The organism is Streptomyces phaeochromogenes (assembly GCF_001418655.1).
In the GTDB taxonomy this organism is placed as follows: Bacteria; Actinomycetota; Actinomycetes; order Streptomycetales; family Streptomycetaceae; genus Streptomyces; species Streptomyces phaeochromogenes.
In genome coordinates this window covers 1-18,332 of record NZ_LIQZ01000191.1, presented here as the reverse complement: position 1 = coordinate 18,332, position 18,332 = coordinate 1, and the positions used below count along the sequence as shown (strand labels likewise).

The 18,332-nt window shown below is 68.8% G+C and carries 9 protein-coding genes, 1 tRNA gene, 1 rRNA gene and 1 pseudogene; 11 read left to right on the top strand and 1 reads right to left on the bottom strand.

Annotated features, from left to right (window positions below):
• Window positions 1-67 precede the first annotated feature (67 nt).
• From rrf to AOK17_RS25535, 3 genes are all read left to right on the top strand, one after another.
• A 5S ribosomal RNA gene (rrf, locus tag AOK17_RS25545) occupies window positions 68-184 on the top strand.
• Between the two features lie 114 nt (window positions 185-298).
• Entirely contained in the window at window positions 299-961 is a 663-nt protein-coding gene (locus AOK17_RS25540) for a DegT/DnrJ/EryC1/StrS family aminotransferase (RefSeq protein ID WP_055614898.1), read from the top strand.
• A gap of 81 nt (window positions 962-1,042) precedes the next feature.
• Window positions 1,043-1,115: transfer RNA gene (locus tag AOK17_RS25535), tRNA-Thr, on the top strand.
• 72 nt (window positions 1,116-1,187) lie between these two features.
• Here the strand turns inward: AOK17_RS25535 and AOK17_RS25530 are convergent.
• Complete coding sequence (locus AOK17_RS25530) at window positions 1,188-3,935, bottom strand: SpoIIE family protein phosphatase (RefSeq protein WP_055614899.1); 2,748 nt, start codon at window positions 3,933-3,935, stop codon at window positions 1,188-1,190.
• Window positions 3,936-4,257: 322 nt separating this feature from the next.
• Between AOK17_RS25530 and AOK17_RS25525 the strand changes: the two genes are divergently transcribed.
• The 8 genes and pseudogenes from AOK17_RS25525 (at window position 4,258) to AOK17_RS25490 (ending at window position 18,233) form a co-directional block, all read left to right on the top strand.
• Complete coding sequence (locus tag AOK17_RS25525) at window positions 4,258-9,744, top strand: HAMP domain-containing protein (protein WP_107102494.1); 5,487 nt, start codon at window positions 4,258-4,260, stop codon at window positions 9,742-9,744.
• 297 nt (window positions 9,745-10,041) lie between these two features.
• A pseudogene (locus tag AOK17_RS25520) lies at window positions 10,042-10,732 on the top strand (response regulator).
• Window positions 10,733-10,946: 214 nt separating this feature from the next.
• Window positions 10,947-13,712 carry an FtsK/SpoIIIE family DNA translocase gene (locus AOK17_RS25515; protein ID WP_079053279.1) on the top strand — a complete coding sequence of 922 codons (2,766 nt, stop codon included), beginning with the start codon at window positions 10,947-10,949 and terminating at the stop codon, window positions 13,710-13,712.
• 288 nt (window positions 13,713-14,000) lie between these two features.
• On the top strand, window positions 14,001-14,843 hold the full coding sequence (locus tag AOK17_RS25510; RefSeq protein WP_055614895.1) for a helix-turn-helix domain-containing protein: 843 nt from the start codon (window positions 14,001-14,003) through the stop codon (window positions 14,841-14,843).
• Between the two features lie 112 nt (window positions 14,844-14,955).
• Window positions 14,956-16,446: a 30S ribosomal protein S12 methylthiotransferase RimO gene (gene rimO, locus AOK17_RS25505; RefSeq protein WP_055614894.1), complete on the top strand. Its 1,491-nt coding sequence runs from the start codon at window positions 14,956-14,958 to the stop codon at window positions 16,444-16,446.
• On the top strand, window positions 16,443-17,207 hold the full coding sequence (gene pgsA, locus AOK17_RS25500; protein ID WP_055614893.1) for a CDP-diacylglycerol--glycerol-3-phosphate 3-phosphatidyltransferase: 765 nt from the start codon (window positions 16,443-16,445) through the stop codon (window positions 17,205-17,207). Before rimO ends, pgsA begins: the two co-directional genes overlap by 4 nt.
• Entirely contained in the window at window positions 17,204-17,749 is a 546-nt protein-coding gene (locus AOK17_RS25495; RefSeq protein ID WP_055614892.1) for a CinA family protein, read from the top strand. Before pgsA ends, AOK17_RS25495 begins: the two co-directional genes overlap by 4 nt.
• Window positions 17,750-17,858: 109 nt before the next feature.
• Window positions 17,859-18,233 carry a helix-turn-helix domain-containing protein gene (locus tag AOK17_RS25490; protein ID WP_055509692.1) on the top strand — a complete coding sequence of 125 codons (375 nt, stop codon included), beginning with the start codon at window positions 17,859-17,861 and terminating at the stop codon, window positions 18,231-18,233.
• Window positions 18,234-18,332 lie beyond the last annotated feature (99 nt).

The following is an 18,332-nucleotide window of genomic DNA, read 5'->3' as shown; positions in this document are numbered from 1 at the left end:
AACCACGAACAACCCCATACCTGTGTGGCCACGCGGGTGTGGTGCGGTATTCACAGTTTCATAGTGTTTCGGTGGTCATAGCGTGAGGGAAACGCCCGGTTACATTCCGAACCCGGAAGCTAAGCCTTACAGCGCCGATGGTACTGCAGGGGGGACCCTGTGGGAGAGTAGGACACCGCCGAACTATTATTAATAGAGCTGGTCCCTGAACTTCGGTTCAGGGACCAGCTCTTTTTTGTTGTGCGTCACTTGGAGTTCACGTTGTGCGACCAAGATCCGGCACATGGGTACTGCTGCAATGCTCCGGGCCGCGGGCGTGGGAATCGGTGACGAGGTCATCGTGCCGGCGTTCGGCAACGTCGAGGTCGCCGAGGCCGTGATCCAGGCCGGTGCGATGCCGGTCTTCGCCGACATAGACCCGTCCACGTACTGCCTGGACGCCACCGAGGTGAACGCGGCCGTCGGTCCGCGTACGGTCGCTGTCGTCGCCGTGCACCGCTTCGGCCGGCCCGCTGACATCACGCGGCTCCGGGACGTCGGACAGCGGCACGGGCTGCTCGTGCTGGAGCAGGGTGAGTCCGAGGCGCCGTACAGCGAGATCGAGGAGCGCAGGGCGCATGCGGCATTCCTCGACGGGCGGTTGAGGGGTGTACGGACGCCGGTGCGCGGCATCGGACACACGTACCAGCAGTACGTCGTGCGGGTGCCTGGGAACGGGCGGCCGGACCGGGACGCCTTCGCGCGCGCCGTGCGGGCCAAGGGAATCGAGTGCCGGGTGCCGGTGAAGACACCCGTGCACCGGATGCCCGTGTTCCGGCGGGACGTCTGTCTGCCGGAGACCGAGCGGGCCGCCGACGAGACGTTGGCTCTGCCTGTCGACGCGTCGCTCACGAAGCGGGAGATGCAGCGGATGGTGTCCGCGTGCAATGCCCTCGGTGGGCTCCTGCAGCCTGCTTTCTAGGCGGTCGAACAGGTTGGGAGCACGCCGCCGTTCGGGGTATGATCTATTTCGTTGCCGCGAGGGACACCTCGAAAGCAACAGGCCCCCCTAGCTCAGTCGGCAGAGCGTCTCCATGGTAAGGAGAAGGTCAACGGTTCGATTCCGTTGGGGGGCTCAGACAAAAAGGCCTCCGCCCTTGTGGGCGGGGGCCTTTCGTGTGTCCGGGGCCGGTTCCTGCGGGCCGGGTTCAGTCGTTCTGGAGGCCGGGAACGCGCATCGCGAGAATGGCCATGTCGTCTGACGGGGCGTCCGACGCGAAGCGTTCCACCGCGCGCATGATGCGGGCGGCCACAGCTCCGGCCGTGAGGCCTGTGCAGGTGGTGAGGACGTCGGTGAGGCCGTCGTCGCCCAACATGCGGGTGCCCTCTCGGCGTTCGGTGACGCCGTCCGTCACGCACAGCAGGACGTCGCCCGGGTCGAGCGTGATCGTCTGCTCGTACAGCTCCAGGTCCTCCATCACGCCGAGGAGCGGCTGGGGTTCGGCGGCCGGTTCGACCGTGCCGTCCTGGCGGAGGCGCAGCGGGAGCGGGTGGCCGGCGCAGACGACCTTGAGGAGCGCCGAGCCGTCCTCCTGGGGCCACAACTCCCCGTACAGGAGCGTCAGGAAGCGGCTGCGGGCGCCCTCGTCGAGGATCGCGGAGTTCAGGCGCTCAAGGACCGCCGGTCCGCCGAAGCCCTCGCGGGCGAGCAGCCGCAGCGCGTGCCGGGCGAGGCCTGTGACCGCGGCTGCCTCCGGGCCCGTACCGCAGACGTCTCCGATGGCGAAGCCGTAGGCGCCGTCGCGGATGGGGAAGAGGTCGTAGAAGTCGCCGCCGACCTCGTTGCCCTCGCCCGCCGCGCGGTAGATGACCTCGACCTCCACGCCGTCGATCTGGGGGAGTTCCGGGGGCAGAAGGCTGCGCTGGAGGGACTGGCTGATGGCCGTGCGCTCCGAGTACAGGCGGGCGTTGTCGAGGGCCAGGGCGGCCCTGCGGCTCAAGTCCTCGGCGAGTTCCAGGATTTCCTGGCGGAAGTGTTCGTCCGACGGCTTGCCGAGCGTCAGCATGCCGATGACGCGGTTGCGGGCCACCAGGGGGAGTACGACGGTCTCGCCGCCGACCGCGGCGGCCGTCTGCAGTGTCGTACCGATGCCGGAACTCACGGTGGCGGGCTCGCCGAGGCCGAGGCTGCGCATGGAGGTGCGCAGGGCCGCCTGGTGGGCCGCCTCCGCGGGAGCGGCCCAGACGCGGGCGCCCGGGGTCGGGACGGGGTCCGGAGGGGCGATCTTCGACAGGAGGGCCTTGAGGCCGTCGATGCGATCCTCGTCCTCGTGCAGGACATACGAAAGATACGGATCCGATGCCTGGTCGGCGATCGTGTAGACGGCGCACCAGGTGGCCAGCGTCGGGACCGTCATCTGGGCCATCAGGGCCAGTGTCTGGTCGCGGTCCAGCGTGCCCGCGAGGAGGTCCGAGGCCTCCACGAGGAAGGACAGGGAGCCGCGGCGCAGGCGCTCCAGCTCGCCCAGGCGCGCCGACTCCACGGCGAGCGCGATGCGGTCGGCGGCGAACTGGAGGCGCAGGGCCTCCTCGTTCGAATACCGCCCCTGAGCCTCGGCCGCGACGCCGAGTGAACCGGTCAGGCGGCCCTCGACCTTGAGGGGGACCGTGACGACCGAGCGCATGCCCGTGCCGCTGAGCAGCGGTACGGCGCCCGGAACGACCGTCAGATCCTCGTGTACGGCGGGCATACGGGCCGAGCCGTAGCGGCCGGGGCCGGCTTCCACGGGGACGCGGGCGAAGCGCTGGCGGGCGGAGGGGAGGCCGGTGGAGGCGCGGACCTCCAACTCCGTTTCGTCGTCGGTCGCCAGGAGGAGAAAGGCGGAGTCGCCGTCGAGCATGTCGCGGGCGCGCTCCACCGTGCGCTGGAGGAGGCCGTCCAGGTCGTCGGGGGCCGGCGAGCCGATGAAGACCTCGAAGGGGTCCGACGCCTGACCCTCCGAACTGGTGGTCGTGTCGGATGCGTTGACGCGCAACGGGGTCTGCAGGACGGCGCGTTCGTGGTCGCGTACGAGAAGGCAGACCGTCGAGGGTTCGCCGCCGGTGTCCCGGACGCGCAGATGCGAGGCGTAGACCGGTGTCACACGGCCGTTGGCGGCGCGGAGGCCGTAGCTGCCCTCCCAGCGGGAGAGTTGGAGCGCCTCGACGATGCCGGTGCTGGTGCCCGGCGTGTGCGGCCAGGCCGCGAGGTCGGTGAGGGGCTTGCCGATGACCTGCTCGGCCGCGTACCCGAAGAGTTCCTCCGCGTCCTCGTTCCAGGCGTTGATGGCGCCGGTGCGGTCGATCTGGATGACCGCCACGCGTACGCGGCCGTCGGCGAGCGGGAGGAGGTTGGCCGGGAGGGCGGGGCCGGCCGTGCGGGTGCCCACCGAGCGTTCCGGGAGTTCCAGCTGGAACCAGACCTGCTTGTGCGTGGGCGTGTACTCGACGCCCCAGCGGCCGGCCAGGGCGGCGCAGAGCTGCAGGCCGCGGCCTCCCTCGCGGTCGGGGCTGCCCATGTTGATGGCGGTCGCCTGGAGTGGAATCTCACGTTCCGGGTAGCGGTCCCCCACCTCGATCCGTACGCCCTCGTCGCTGCGCAGGCACAGGACGTCGGCGGACGTGCCCGCGTGCACCACGGCATTGGTGACAAGCTCGCTGGTGAGGACCACGGCGTCGTCGACGATGTCGGCGAAGCCCCAGCCCTGGAGGGTGTCACGGACGAAGGACCGAGCGGTCGCGACGGACCGCCCGACAGGATCGAAGCTGGCGGCCGCGCGCGCGGTGATCACAGAACTCCTTGTCCGGTTGTCGGAGGGCAGCGCTGCGTGGCCGACCCGCTCCTGCCGGGGCAGGGGCTGGTTCCCCGTCGGCCGGGGATCCTGGGGCGGTCCCCCAGGATGCAGTTCGGTGGTCATGGTGCGGTGCCCCTCCGATGCCTGCCCGCTCGTGCTCGTGCCACCGCCCAGGCCGGAAGGACCGGCGTGGCTGGACAGCCGCATGCAAGGTTACTTACCTTCGCCGTCCATGCGGATGCCGGTCACCACTGTTTCCACTCCGGAGCGTGTGTGCGGACCATGTGCGAAGCTGCCGAACTGTTATGGCCTGGTTCAGCCATGGTGAAACACTGGGCAAGCTTCAAGGGAAGGTCCGGGCAGGCCGAGTGCCTTCCAGTACGCCGAGCAGTAGTACCCGAGTACGCCGAGCAGTAAATGGTCGAACCCTTGCGGGAGGGACACAGTGGAGTCTGGCGCAGCGACGCGGGGCACTAAAACGCGCGCGAAAGGCGGACAGTCCCTGAGTAACCAGCGCAAATCACGCAATGGCACCACCGATGTGGACACGGCTGCCCTGAACAGGCTGCTGGCGGCCCTGGTGTCGATGCGGGACGGCAACTTCCGTAAGCGGCTCACGGTCTCGGGCGATGGCGTGATGTCCGAGATCGCGGCGGTTTTCAATGAAGTGGCCGACCGGAATCTGCATCTGACGGGCGAGCTGGCGCGTGTGCGGCGCATGGTCGGCCGTGAGGGCAAGTTGACGGAGCGGCTTGAGTCGGGCGCCTGCGAGGGTTCCTGGGCCACCGCGATCGACAACTCCAACGCGCTGGTCGACGACCTCGTACGGCCCGTCTCCGAGGTCGGGCGGGTGCTGTCCGCCGTGGCGGAGGGCGATCTGTCGCCGCGTATGGAGTTGCGGGCGCAGGCCGCGGACGGGAACGGGCATCCGCTGCGCGGGGAGTTCCTGAAGGTCGGGCGCACGGTCAACAACCTGGTCGACCAGCTGTCGACGTTCACCGACGAGGTCACGCGCGTGGCCAGCGAAGTGGGCACTGAGGGCAAGCTGGGCGGGCAGGCGCGGGTCCGTGGAATGTCCGGTTCGTGGAAGGACCTCACGGATTCGGTCAACACCATGGCGTACCGGCTGACGGCTCAGGTGCGGGACATCGCGCTCGTGACCACGGCGGTCGCCAAGGGTGACTTGTCCCGGAAGGTCACGGTTCACGTGGCAGGCGAGATGCTGGAGCTCAAGAACACCGTCAACACGATGGTGGACCAGCTGTCCTCTTTCTCCTCCGAGGTGACGCGAGTCGCGCGCGAGGTGGGTACCGAGGGCGAGCTCGGCGGCCAGGCACAGGTGCCGGGTGTGGCGGGTGTGTGGAAGGACCTCACCGATTCGGTGAATCTTATGGCCGGCAATCTGACCGCGCAGGTGCGCGGGATTGCCCAGGTGACGACGGCGGTCGCCAACGGCGACCTGTCGCAGAAGGTCACCGTGTCGGCGCGCGGCGAGGTCGCGCAGCTCGCCGAGACGATCAACCAGATGACCGAGACGCTGCGTACGTTCGCGGACGAGGTCACCCGTGTGGCCAACGAGGTCGGCGGCGAGGGGCGGCTCGGCGGGCAGGCGAACGTGCCGGGTGCGGCGGGGACGTGGAAGGACCTCACCGATTCGGTGAACACGGTCTTCCGGAACCTCACCACTCAGGTGCGGGACATCGCCGCGGTGACGACGGCCGTGGCCAACGGTGACCTGTCGCAGAAGGTCAGCGTCGAGGTCGCCGGCGAGATGCTGGAACTGAAGAACACCGTCAACACGATGGTCGACCAGCTGTCGAGCTTCGGTGCCGAGGTGACCCGCGTGGCGCGGGAGGTCGGTGTCGAGGGTGAGCTGGGCGGTCAGGCGGCGGTACCGGGCGCGGCCGGTACGTGGAAGGACCTCACGGACTCCGTCAACACGGCGTTCCGGAATCTCACCGGACAGGTGAGGAACATCGCGCAGGTGACGACGGCGGTGGCCAACGGCGACCTGTCGCAGAAGGTCACCGTGGACGTCTCCGGCGAGATGCTCGCGCTGAAGAACACCGTGAACACGATGGTGGACCAGCTGTCGTCCTTCGCCGACCAGGTGACGCGGATGGCGCGTGACGTGGGCACGGAGGGCCGGCTGGGCGGCCAGGCGCGCGTGGACGGGGTGTCCGGCACGTGGAAGGACCTCACCGACTCCGTCAACTTCATGGCGGGCAACCTCACGTCCCAGGTGCGGCAGATCGCCCAGGTGACGACGGCGGTCGCCCGGGGTGACCTGTCGCAGAAGATCGAGGTCGACGCGCGCGGCGAGATCCTGGAGCTCAAGAACACCATCAACACGATGGTCGACCAGCTCAGCGCCTTCGCCGAGCAGGTGACCAGGGTGGCCCGCGAGGTGGGCACCGACGGCCGGCTGGGCGGTCAGGCGCAGGTGCCCGGCGTCGCCGGTGTGTGGCGCGACCTGACCGACTCCGTGAACGGCATGGCCGGCAACCTCACCGCCCAGGTGCGCAACATCGCGCAGGTCGCGACGGCGGTGGCCCGGGGTGACCTGTCGCAGAAGATCGACGTGGACGCGCGCGGCGAGATCCTGGAGCTGAAGAACACCCTCAACACGATGGTGGACCAGCTCTCGAACTTCGCCGAGCAGGTCACGCGGGTGGCGCGCGAGGTGGGCACGGAGGGCATCCTCGGCGGACAGGCCGAGGTGCAGGGTGTCTCCGGCACCTGGAAGGACCTCACGCAGTCCGTGAACTTCATGGCGAACAACCTGACCATCCAGGTCCGCAACATCGCCGAGGTCACGACCGCCGTCGCCAAGGGCGACCTGTCGAAGAAGATCACCGTCGACGCCAAGGGCGAGATCCTCGAACTCGTCACCACCGTCAACACGATGGTCGACCAGCTGTCGTCGTTCGCCGAGCAGGTGACCCGGGTGGCCCGTGAGGTGGGCACCGAGGGCATCCTGGGCGGCCAGGCGCACGCGTCGGGGGTCACGGGCATCTGGAAGGACCTCACCGACAACGTCAACCTGATGGCCAACAACCTGACCGTGCAGGTGCGGAACATCTCCCAGGTCGCCGCGGCCGTCGCCAACGGCGACCTGACCAGGACGGTGACGATCGAGGCGCGCGGCGAGGTCGCGCAGCTCGCCGACACGTTCAACACCATGGTGAAGACGCTGAGTTCGTTCGCCGACCAGGTCACCAAGGTGGCCCGCGAGGTGGGCACGGACGGCATCCTCGGCGGCCAGGCCCGCGTACCGGGCGTGTCCGGTACGTGGAAGGACCTCACGGAGTCCGTGAACGGCATGGCGTCCAACCTGACCGGCCAGGTGCGCAACATCGCGATGGTCACCACGGCCATCGCCAAGGGCGACCTGACCAAGAAGATCGACATCGACGCGCGCGGCGAGATCCTGGAGCTGAAGACCACCATCAACACGATGGTCGACCAGTTGTCGTCGTTCGCCGAGGAGGTCACCAGGGTCGCCCGGGAGGTGGGCACCGAGGGAGCGTTGGGCGGACAGGCGCGCGTACGCGACGTCGACGGCACCTGGCGCGACCTCACCGAGTCGGTGAACGAGATGGCCGGGAACCTCACCCGGCAGGTGCGTGCCATCGCGCGCGTGGCGACCGCGGTGACTCGTGGCGACCTCAACCTGAAGATCGACGTGGACGCCTCCGGCGAGATCCAGGAACTTCAGGACTACATCAACAAGATGATCGCCAACCTGCGCGACACCACGATCGCCAACAAGGAGCAGGACTGGCTGAAGGGCAACCTCGCCCGGATCTCCGGCCTGATGCAGGGCAGGCGCGATCTCGCCGACGTGGCCTCGCTGATCATGAGCGAGCTGACTCCGGTGGTCTCGGCGCAGCACGGCGCGTTCTTCCTGGCGATGCCGCTGGACGACGGCAAGGACGTGGGCGCGGCGCATGACGACTCGTACGAGCTGCGCATGCTCGGGTCGTACGGGTACTCCATGGGCTCCATGCCGACGTCGTTCAGGCCCGGGGAGACGCTGATCGGGACGGCCGCCAAGGAGAAGCGGACGATTCTCGTGGAGAACGTGCCGCCGGGCTATCTGAAGATCGCGTCCGGGCTCGGTGAGGCGCCTCCCGCGCATGTCATCGTGCTGCCGGTGCTCTTCGAAGGGACCGTGCTCGGTGTGATCGAGCTGGCGTCGTTCCACTCGTTCACGCACATCCAGAAGGACTTCCTCAGCCAGATCGCCGAGATGATCGCGACGAGCGTCAACACGATCGCGGTCAACACGAAGACCGAGGTACTGCTCAAGCAGTCGCAGGAGTTGACCGAGCAGCTGCGGGAGCGGTCGGCCGAGCTGGAGAACCGGCAGAAGGCCCTCCAGGCGTCCAACGCAGAGCTGGAGGAGAAGGCCGAGCTGCTGGCCCAGCAGAACCGCGACATCGAGGTCAAGAACACCGAGATCGAGGAGGCGCGGCAGGTCCTGGAGGAGCGCGCCGAGCAACTCGCGGTCTCCATGCGCTACAAGAGCGAGTTTCTCGCCAACATGTCGCACGAGCTGCGTACGCCGCTCAACTCGCTGCTGATCCTGGCCAAGCTGCTCGCCGACAACGCGGACTCCAACCTCACCCCGAAGCAGGTCGAGTTCGCCGAGACGATCCACGGCGCGGGTTCCGACCTGCTCCAGCTGATCAACGACATCCTCGACCTGTCGAAGGTCGAGGCGGGCAAGATGGACGTGTCGCCGACACGGATCGCGCTGGTCCAACTCGTCGACTACGTAGAGGCCACTTTCCGTCCGCTGACGGCAGAGAAGGGCCTCGATTTCTCCGTACGGGTGTCGCCGGAGCTGCCGGCCACGCTGCACACGGACGAACAGCGGCTCCTTCAGGTGCTGCGCAACCTGCTCTCCAACGCGGTGAAGTTCACCGACTCCGGAGCGGTCGAACTGGTCATCCGGCCCGCGGGCGCGGAGGTTCCGGTCGCCATCCGGGAACAGCTCCTGGAGGCGGGCTCACTGCGGGACGCGGACGCCGATCTGATCGCGTTCTCCGTGGCGGACACGGGCATCGGGATCGCGGCCAGCAAGATGCGGGTGATCTTCGAGGCGTTCAAGCAGGCGGACGGCACGACGAGCCGCAAGTACGGCGGTACGGGACTGGGGTTGTCCATCTCCCGGGAGATCGCGCGACTGCTGGGCGGCGAGATCCACGCGCAGAGCGAACCGGGACGCGGCTCGACCTTCACGCTGTATTTGCCGCTGCACCCGAGCGAACTGCCCCCCCAGGGCTATCCCCAACTCGGAACGCCCATGGAGAACGGGGCGCTTCCGGCGGGTTCGGACGACGAGAACGGGGGCCATGTGGAGACCCCCGCGGAGGTCAAGTCGTACCAGGAGACCCAGAACGGGGCCGCCGCGCTCTTCAGGCGGCGTCGCAGGGCGATGCCCTCGGCCCAGCAGCGGCCCGCACTTCCGGGGCCGCAGACGCAGGCCCGGGAGTCCTGGTCCCTCGCCGGCGAGGAGACGTCCGTGCACGCGCGCGGTGTCATCCGCTTCGAGGGCGAGAAAGTGCTGATCGTCGACGACGACATCCGCAACGTGTTCGCGCTCACCAGCGTCCTGGAGCAGCACGGACTCTCGGTGCTGTACGCCGAGAACGGCCGCGAGGGCATCGAAGTGCTGGAACAGCACGACGATGTGACGGTCGTCCTGATGGACATCATGATGCCCGAGATGGACGGATACGCGACCACGACGGCGATCCGCCGGATGCCCCAGTTCGCGGGGCTGCCGATCATCGCGCTCACCGCCAAGGCGATGAAGGGCGACCGGGAGAAGGCCATCGAGTCCGGCGCTTCCGACTACGTGACGAAGCCGGTCGATCCCGATCATCTGCTCGCGGTCATGCAGCAGTGGATGAGCGGACAGTGACAGGGTGGCAGGAGTGATCGGTCGGCCGGGAACGGCCGGGTGGCCAGGGGTGCTCGGGCGGTGGCCCGGGCGCGCCGGGCTGTTGACTGAGTGTGCCCGAGGCGGTGTAGAAACCCGGGATTCGGGGAACCTTCTGGTCTCCCGCTACGTTTCTGCTACGTGCACAGTGACATCGCGGTGACAGGGTGTGGCGACAGGCGGGGTGCGGCTACCATGACCGGCACAAGGACGGGCGACGTAAGGGAGTCGTCCCCTGGGGCGGCGCCCGGTGCACTGCCGGGGCGAGGAGGGCGGGCCATGGTGCAGAAGGCCAAGATCCTCCTGGTCGATGACCGGCCGGAGAATCTGCTGGCGCTGGAGGCGATTCTCTCCGCGCTCGATCAGACACTGGTTCGGGCATCTTCCGGGGAGGAAGCGCTCAAAGCACTGCTCACGGACGACTTCGCGGTCATTCTGCTGGACGTCCATCCAGATGCCGGGCATGGACGGTTTCGAAACCGCCGCGCACATCAAGAGGCGAGAACGGACCCGGGACATCCCGATCATCTTCCTCACGGCGATCAACCACGGCCCGCACCACACCTTCCGGGGATACGCGGCGGGCGCGGTGGACTACATCTCGAAGCCGTTCGACCCGTGGGTGCTGCGCGCGAAGGTCTCGGTCTTCGTAGAGCTCTACATGAAGAACTGCCAACTCCGGGAGCAGGCCGCGCTGCTGCGGCTCCAGCTCGAAGGCGGCGGCGGCAAGGCGGCGGTCGGCGACACCAAGGAGCCTGCCGGGCTGCTCGCCGAACTCTCCGCGCGGCTCGCGGCTGTCGAGGAGCAGGCCGAGGCCCTCTCCAAACAGCTCGACGACGACTCGGCGGACGCGGCGGCGGTGGCCACCGCGGCCCATCTCGAACGCAAACTCACGGGGTTGCGGCGGGCGCTGGACGCGTTGGAACCGGGGACGGGGAGCGGGGCGGCCTCGCTGCCCTCGCCGAACTGAGTCGCACCGGGTCGTCAAGGCCGGTGTGTGGCTTGCGGGTTGGTGGGCGCTGACCGCGCCCACGCGGCGGAGCCGCAGATGCTGCGGCCCCGCGCCCCTTGTGGGGCTTCGCCGGTTGAGGCGGCGTCAGTTCGGTGCCCTGTGTGGGCGACACGAACGGGTGAAGCAGTAGGCACACGTGTCCGCAGTGGTCTCCACCGGTAACCTCACACACATGGCCTCACGTCAGTCCGCAGCCAAGAAGGCGCCCGCGAAGAAGGCGGCCGCTCCGAGGAAGGCTGCGGCGAAGAAGGCCCCCGCGAAGAAAGCTCCGGCGAAAAAGGCGCCCGCGAAGAAGGCCGCGGCCAGGAAAGCCGCGCCTCCGAAGCCGGCGCCCAACCCGACCGGGGGCGTGTACAAGCTGGTGCGCGCCCTGTGGCTGGGTGTCGCGCACGCCGTCGGCGCCGTGTTCCGCGGCATAGGGCGGGGCGCGAAGGGGCTCGACCCGGCGCATCGAAAGGACGGTCTCGCGCTGCTGCTGCTCGGGCTGGCACTGATTGTCGCGGCCGGGACCTGGTCCAACCTCCGTGGTCCGGTGGGCGATCTCGTCGAGATGCTGGTGACCGGTGCCTTCGGCCGCCTCGACCTGCTCGTGCCGATACTGCTCGGGGTCATCGCCGCGCGCCTCATCCGGCACCCCGAGAAGCCCGAGGCCAACGGCCGGATCGTGATCGGTCTGTCCGCGCTCGCCATCGGTGTGCTCGGCCAGGTCCACATCGCCTGCGGGGCGCCCGCGCGCAGCGACGGCATGCAGGCGATAAGGGACGCGGGCGGACTCATCGGCTGGGGCGCGGCGACACCGCTGACGTACACGATGGGCGAGGTCCTCGCCGTACCGCTCCTTGCGCTGGTCACGGTCTTCGGGCTGCTGGTCGTCACCGCGACGCCGGTCAACGCCATTCCGCAGCGGCTGCGCATGCTGGGCGCCCGGCTCGGCCTCGTACACCCGCCGGTGACGGACGACGAATTCGCCGAGGACGACGAGCGCTACGACGACCAGTGGCGCGAAGCGCTGCCCGCGAGCCCCCGGCGGCGCCGGGCGGCGCCCGAGGAGTACGACCCGGACAGCGCCGAGCAGGAGGCGCTCTCCGAGCGCCGGAGCCGCCGCAGGCGGCCCGCCGTGCAGCAGCCCGCGCTGGACCGGCCCATGGACGCCGTGGACGTGGCCGCTGCCGCCGCGGCGGCGCTCGACGGCGCCGTGATGCACGGGATGCCACCCAGCGCGCTCGTGGCCGATCTGACGCAGGGCGTCGGTGCGGACCGCGGGGACCGTCAGGACACCGGCGGGCAGGACACGGGCGGGCGCGGGGAGCCGACGCCGGTGCCCGCCGCGCGTGGCAAGGGGACCAAGGGCGCCAGGCCCAAGCAGGAGATGCTCAAGGCCGAGGTCGCCGACCTGACCAAGCCCGCCCCCGAGACCGCGCGCGACCTGCCTCCGCGGGCCGAGCAGCTGCAGCTCTCCGGCGACATCACCTACTCCCTGCCGTCGCTCGACCTCCTGGAGCGTGGCGGCCCGGGCAAGACGCGCAGCGCCGCCAACGACGCCGTGGTCGCCTCGCTCACGAACGTCTTCATGGAGTTCAAGGTCGACGCCGCCGTCACCGGCTTCACCCGCGGCCCGACGGTCACGCGGTACGAGGTCGAGCTCGGCCCCGCAGTGAAGGTCGAGCGGATCACGGCGCTCGCCAAGAACATCGCGTACGCCGTCGCCAGCCCGGACGTGCGGATCATCAGCCCGATCCCCGGCAAGTCCGCGGTCGGCATCGAGATCCCCAACACCGACCGCGAGATGGTCAACCTGGGCGATGTGCTGCGCCTCGCGGACGCGGCCGAGGACGACCACCCGATGCTGGTCGCGCTCGGCAAGGACGTCGAGGGCGGCTATGTGATGGCCAACCTGGCGAAGATGCCGCACGTCCTGGTGGCCGGAGCGACCGGTTCCGGTAAATCCTCATGCATCAACTGCCTGATTACGTCCGTCATGGTCCGCGCGACCCCCGAGGACGTGCGCATGGTCCTCGTCGACCCCAAGCGCGTCGAGCTGACCGCGTACGAGGGCATCCCGCACCTCATCACGCCGATCATCACCAACCCGAAGCGGGCCGCCGAGGCTCTGCAGTGGGTCGTACGGGAGATGGATCTGCGCTACGACGACCTGGCGGCGTTCGGCTACCGGCACATCGACGACTTCAACCAGGCCATCCGCGACGGCAAGCTCAAGACGCCGGAAGGCAGCGAGCGGGAGCTCAAGACCTATCCGTACCTACTGGTGATCGTCGACGAGCTCGCCGACCTGATGATGGTCGCGCCACGGGACGTCGAGGACTCGATCGTGCGCATCACGCAGCTCGCGCGCGCGGCCGGCATCCACCTGGTGCTCGCCACACAGCGGCCGTCCGTGGACGTCGTCACCGGTCTGATCAAGGCGAACGTGCCCTCGCGGCTCGCCTTCGCCACGTCGTCGCTCGCCGACTCCCGGGTCATCCTCGACCAGCCCGGCGCCGAGAAGCTCATCGGCAAGGGCGACGGGCTGTTCCTGCCGATGGGGGCGAACAAGCCGACCCGTATGCAGGGTGCCTTCGTCACCGAGGACGAGGTCGCGGCCGTCGTCCAGCACTGCAAGGACCAGATGGCGCCGGTCTTCCGGGAAGACGTCACCGTGGGCACCAAGCAGAAGAAGGAGATCGACGAGGACATCGGCGACGACCTCGACCTGCTGTGCCAGGCCGCCGAACTGGTCGTCTCCACGCAGTTCGGGTCGACCTCGATGCTCCAGCGCAAGCTGCGCGTCGGGTTCGCCAAGGCCGGTCGGCTGATGGACCTCATGGAGTCCCGCAACATCGTCGGTCCGAGCGAGGGTTCCAAGGCACGTGATGTTCTTGTGAAACCTGACGAGCTGGACGGAGTGCTCGCGGTGATCCGTGGGGAGGCTCATCCGTAGAGAAACGGGGAAGTCCGTTTCCTCTTGCGGAGGGGCCACGGCCACGTGGGTGAGCACGTCAGGGCCACGTGGGTGATTCGAACGTGACTCACCTGTAAGGGAACCGTGAGCAACCGTTTCCCTTCGTCGCACGTCAAGTTGAGGGAAGGGAAAGGCACGTGTCCCACCATCAGGATGACCAGCCGTTCTGATGGCGTACAAAGTCCCACCGCCCGGTTGCCCCACCCTTTCGCAACCCCCCTAGACTGAACCTCCAGCACAGGTGGCTACACGCTCGAAAGGCGCCCCGTGTCCATCGGCAACTCCCCTGACGACAACTCCCCTCAGGACGAGCCTCCCATCGAAAAGGGTGATCGCCCTTCGATCGGCCGTGCTCTGCAGCAGGCGCGCATCGCGGCGGGGCTGACAGTCGACGACGTCAGTAACGCCACCCGGGTCCGCATCGCCATCGTGCACGCGATCGAACAGGACGACTTCACGCCCTGCGGCGGCGACGTGTACGCGCGCGGTCACCTCAAGACGCTGGCGCGCGCCGTCCACCTCGATCCGGCGCCGCTGCTCGCCCAGTACGACGACGATCACGGCGGGCGGCCCGCGCCGACCCCCGCGGCACCGATGTTCGAGGCCGAGCGGATCCGTCCGGAGCGCCGGGGCCCCAACTGGACCGCCGCCATGGTCGCCGCGATCGTCGCGGTGATCGGCTTCGTCGGGTTCACGATGGTCAAGGACGACTCGGACGGCTCGAAGACGCAGGTCGCCGAGGGATCCACGCCCACCGCCAGCAAGCCCGTCAAGACCAAGCCGACGCCGACCAAGCCCGCCGACCCCAAGCCCGACCCGTCGGACAGCGCCATCGCGGCGGCGCCGCAGGACAAGGTGACCGTCCAGGTGACCGCCCCCGACGGGCGCAGCTGGATCTCCGCCAAGGACCACAACGGCCGGCTGCTCTTCGACGGCTTCCTGAAGCAGGGCGACTCCAAGACCTTCCAGGACAAGGAGAAGATCGACCTCGTCCTCGGTGACGCGGGAGCGCTCCAGCTCTACGTCAACGGCAAGAAGATCGAGGACGAGTTCCAGCCCGGTGGGGTCGAGCGCCTCACCTACACGAAGGGCGACCCCGAGGTCGGATGACCGACCCAGAGGTCGGACAAGTGACCTCAAGGGGCATGCGGGTACGGGGTTGGCCAAGATCGGCCAACCCCGTCGACGTGGGCTGTCAGTGGGACGAAGTAGTCTTGAGCCCATGCCTGAACGCCGTACCGTCGCACTCGTCACTCTTGGCTGCGCCCGTAACGAGGTGGACTCGGAGGAGCTCGCAGGCCGCTTGGAGGCGGACGGCTGGCACCTCGTGGAGGACGCCGAGAACGCGGACGTCGCGGTCGTCAACACCTGTGGATTCGTCGAGGCCGCCAAGAAGGACTCCGTCGACGCCCTCCTGGAAGCCAATGACCTCAAGGGTCATGGGAGAACACAGGCCGTCGTCGCCGTCGGCTGCATGGCCGAGCGGTACGGCAAGGAGCTCGCCGAGGCCCTGCCCGAGGCCGACGGAGTGCTCGGCTTCGACGACTACGCCGACATCTCCGACCGCCTCCAGACCATCCTGAACGGCGGAATCCACGCCGCCCACACCCCGCGCGACCGGCGCAAGCTGCTGCCGATCAGCCCGGCAGAGCGGCAGGGCGCCGGCGCGGACGTCGCCCTTCCGGGGCACGCTCCCGTCGATCTCCCGGAGGGCCTCGCTCCGGAGTCCGGCCCCCGCGCGCCCCTGCGCCGCCGGCTCGACGGCTCACCGGTCGCCTCGGTGAAGCTGGCCTCCGGCTGCGACCGGCGCTGCTCCTTCTGCGCCATCCCGTCCTTCCGCGGCTCCTTCATCTCGCGGCGGCCGTCCGACGTCCTCGGCGAGACGCGCTGGCTGGCCGAGCAGGGCGTCAAGGAGGTCATGCTGGTCTCCGAGAACAACACCTCGTACGGCAAGGACCTCGGCGACATCCGCCTCCTGGAGACGCTGCTGCCCGAGCTCGCCGACGTCGACGGGATCGAGCGGGTGCGGGTCAGCTACCTCCAGCCCGCCGAGATGCGGCCCGGGCTCATCGACGTACTGACCTCGACGCCCAAGATCGCGCCCTACTTCGACCTGTCCTTCCAGCACTCCGCCCCCGGGGTGCTGCGCGCGATGCGGCGCTTCGGGAGCACCGACCAGTTCCTGCAGCTGCTCGACACGATCCGCTCCAAGGCCCCGCAGGCCGGTGTGCGGTCCAACTTCATCGTGGGCTTCCCCGGCGAGACCGCGGACGACCTGGCGGAGCTGGAGCGCTTCCTGACCGGCGCGCGCCTGGACGCCATCGGGGTCTTCGGGTACTCCGACGAGGACGGCACCGAAGCGGCGACGTACGAGAACAAGCTGGACGAGGACGTCGTCGCTGAGCGCCTCGCGCGCGTGTCCCGGCTCGCCGAGGAGCTGGTCTCCCAGCGCGCGGAGGAGCGTGTCGGCGAGACCCTGCAGGTGCTGGTCGAGTCTCTGGGCTCCGCCGGTTCCGACGGCGAGGAGGAGCTCGCGTACGGCCGTGCCGCGCATCAGGCGCCCGAGACCGACGGCCAGGTGCTGTTCACAAGCGGCGAAGGTCTCACCGTCGGCCGTATGGTCGAGGCGAAGGTGGTCGGTACGGAAGGTGTCGACCTGGTGGCCGAGCCGCTCCCGGGCTCGTTCGGATGTACAGAGGAGGCGGCCAGATGACCGGAGTCCCGGCATCAGCGGCGGGCGGCCCCGGTGCGCCCGGTACGCGTGGTGCTGCCGGCGCCTCCAGCGCTTCCGGCAAGGGAACCTCCGGAACCTCCGGTACGGGTGCCACCGGCGCCCAGGGCTCGAAGACACCGCGTGGCGCGAAGCTGAGCGCCGCGGCCGTCAACCAGGCCAGCCTGTGGAACGTCGCCAACCTCCTCACCATGCTCCGGCTCGTGCTCGTGCCGGGCTTCGTGGCGCTGATGCTGGCCGACGGCGGATACGACCCCGTGTGGCGGGCCTGGGCCTGGGCGGCCTTCGCCGTAGCCATGATCACGGACGTCTTCGACGGCCATCTGGCACGTACGTACAACCTCGTCACCGACTTCGGGAAGATCGCCGACCCGATCGCCGACAAGGCGATCATGGGAGCGGCCCTCATCTGCCTCTCGTCGCTCGGCGATCTGCCGTGGTGGGTGACGGGTGTGATCCTCGGGCGTGAGCTCGGAATCACCCTGCTGCGCTTCGTGGTGATCCGTTACGGCGTGATCCCCGCCAGCCGGGGCGGCAAGATAAAGACGCTGACGCAGGGAGTGGCCGTCGGGATGTACGTCCTGGCGCTGACGGGGCCCCTGGCGACCCTGAGGTTCTGGGTGATGGCTGCGGCGGTCGCCCTGACCGTCGTCACCGGGCTCGACTATGTGAGACAGGCCATTGTGCTGCGGCGCCAGGGACTGGCCGATCGGAAGGCCGCCGCCGAGGAGGCGGAAGCGTGACCTCCACGGCCGCCGAAGTGCTGCGACTACTCACGGTGAGGGGCGAGACGCTCGCTGTCGCCGAGTCGCTCACCGGCGGTCTGGTCGCGGCGGACCTCGCGGCGGTGCCCGGAGCCTCCAAGGCGTTCCGCGGCTCGGTGACCGCGTACGCCACCGATCTCAAGCGCGATGTGCTCGGCGTCGACGCCACTCTGCTGGATCAGCGTGGAGCGGTGGATCCGCAGGTCGCGGCCCAGATGGCGGCCGGTGCCCGCAAGGTGCTCGGCGCGGACTGGGGCATCGCGACGACCGGTGTCGCCGGCCCCGAACCCCAGGACGGACAGCCCGTCGGCACGGTTTTCGTTGCCGTGGAAGGGCCGCACGGCACTTCCGGCGAAGGCGTTCTTGGCGGGAAAGTGGTGGCGTTGCGGTTGAACGGCTCCCGGACGGAAATCCGTATGGAGAGTGTACGGAGCGTGCTCGCACTGCTTCTGGAGCAGCTTGTGGGCGAACTCACTGAGAATGAGCGGGCACAGGATACGGAACAGAACGGGGGGTTTTGATGTTTGCAGCCCTGAGTGAACACGACATCGCTCCCCGCACGGCCGCGGCGCAAGGCGGTACGGTGGGGCGAGAAGGATGCGGCTACGCGGTCCGAGGAGGGAGCCACCGATGATTCTGCTCCGTCGCCTGCTTGGTGACGTGCTGCGTCGGCAGCGCCAGCGCCAGGGCCGTACTCTGCGCGAAGTCTCCTCGTCCGCCCGAGTCTCACTCGGCTATCTTTCCGAGGTGGAGCGGGGGCAGAAAGAGGCTTCCTCTGAGCTGCTCTCCGCGATCTGCGACGCGCTGGACGTACGGATGTCCGAGCTCATGCGAGAAGTGAGCGACGAGCTCGCACTCGCCGAGCTGGCCCGGTCGGCAGCGGCTACCGAGCCTGTGCCCACACCGGTGCGCCCGAGGCTCAATTCCGTATCGGTGACCGGTGTGCCGCCGGAACGGGTGACCATCAAGGCGCCTGCGGAGGCGGTCGACGTCGTCGCCGCCTGACGCTCACGGGCTCGCGCCCGCGAGCTGAGATGCGAAGAACTGTGTGAGAGCCCCGGCCGGGGCCTTCTCCGGGGAGACCTGGAGGGGGCGGTCGGGGCT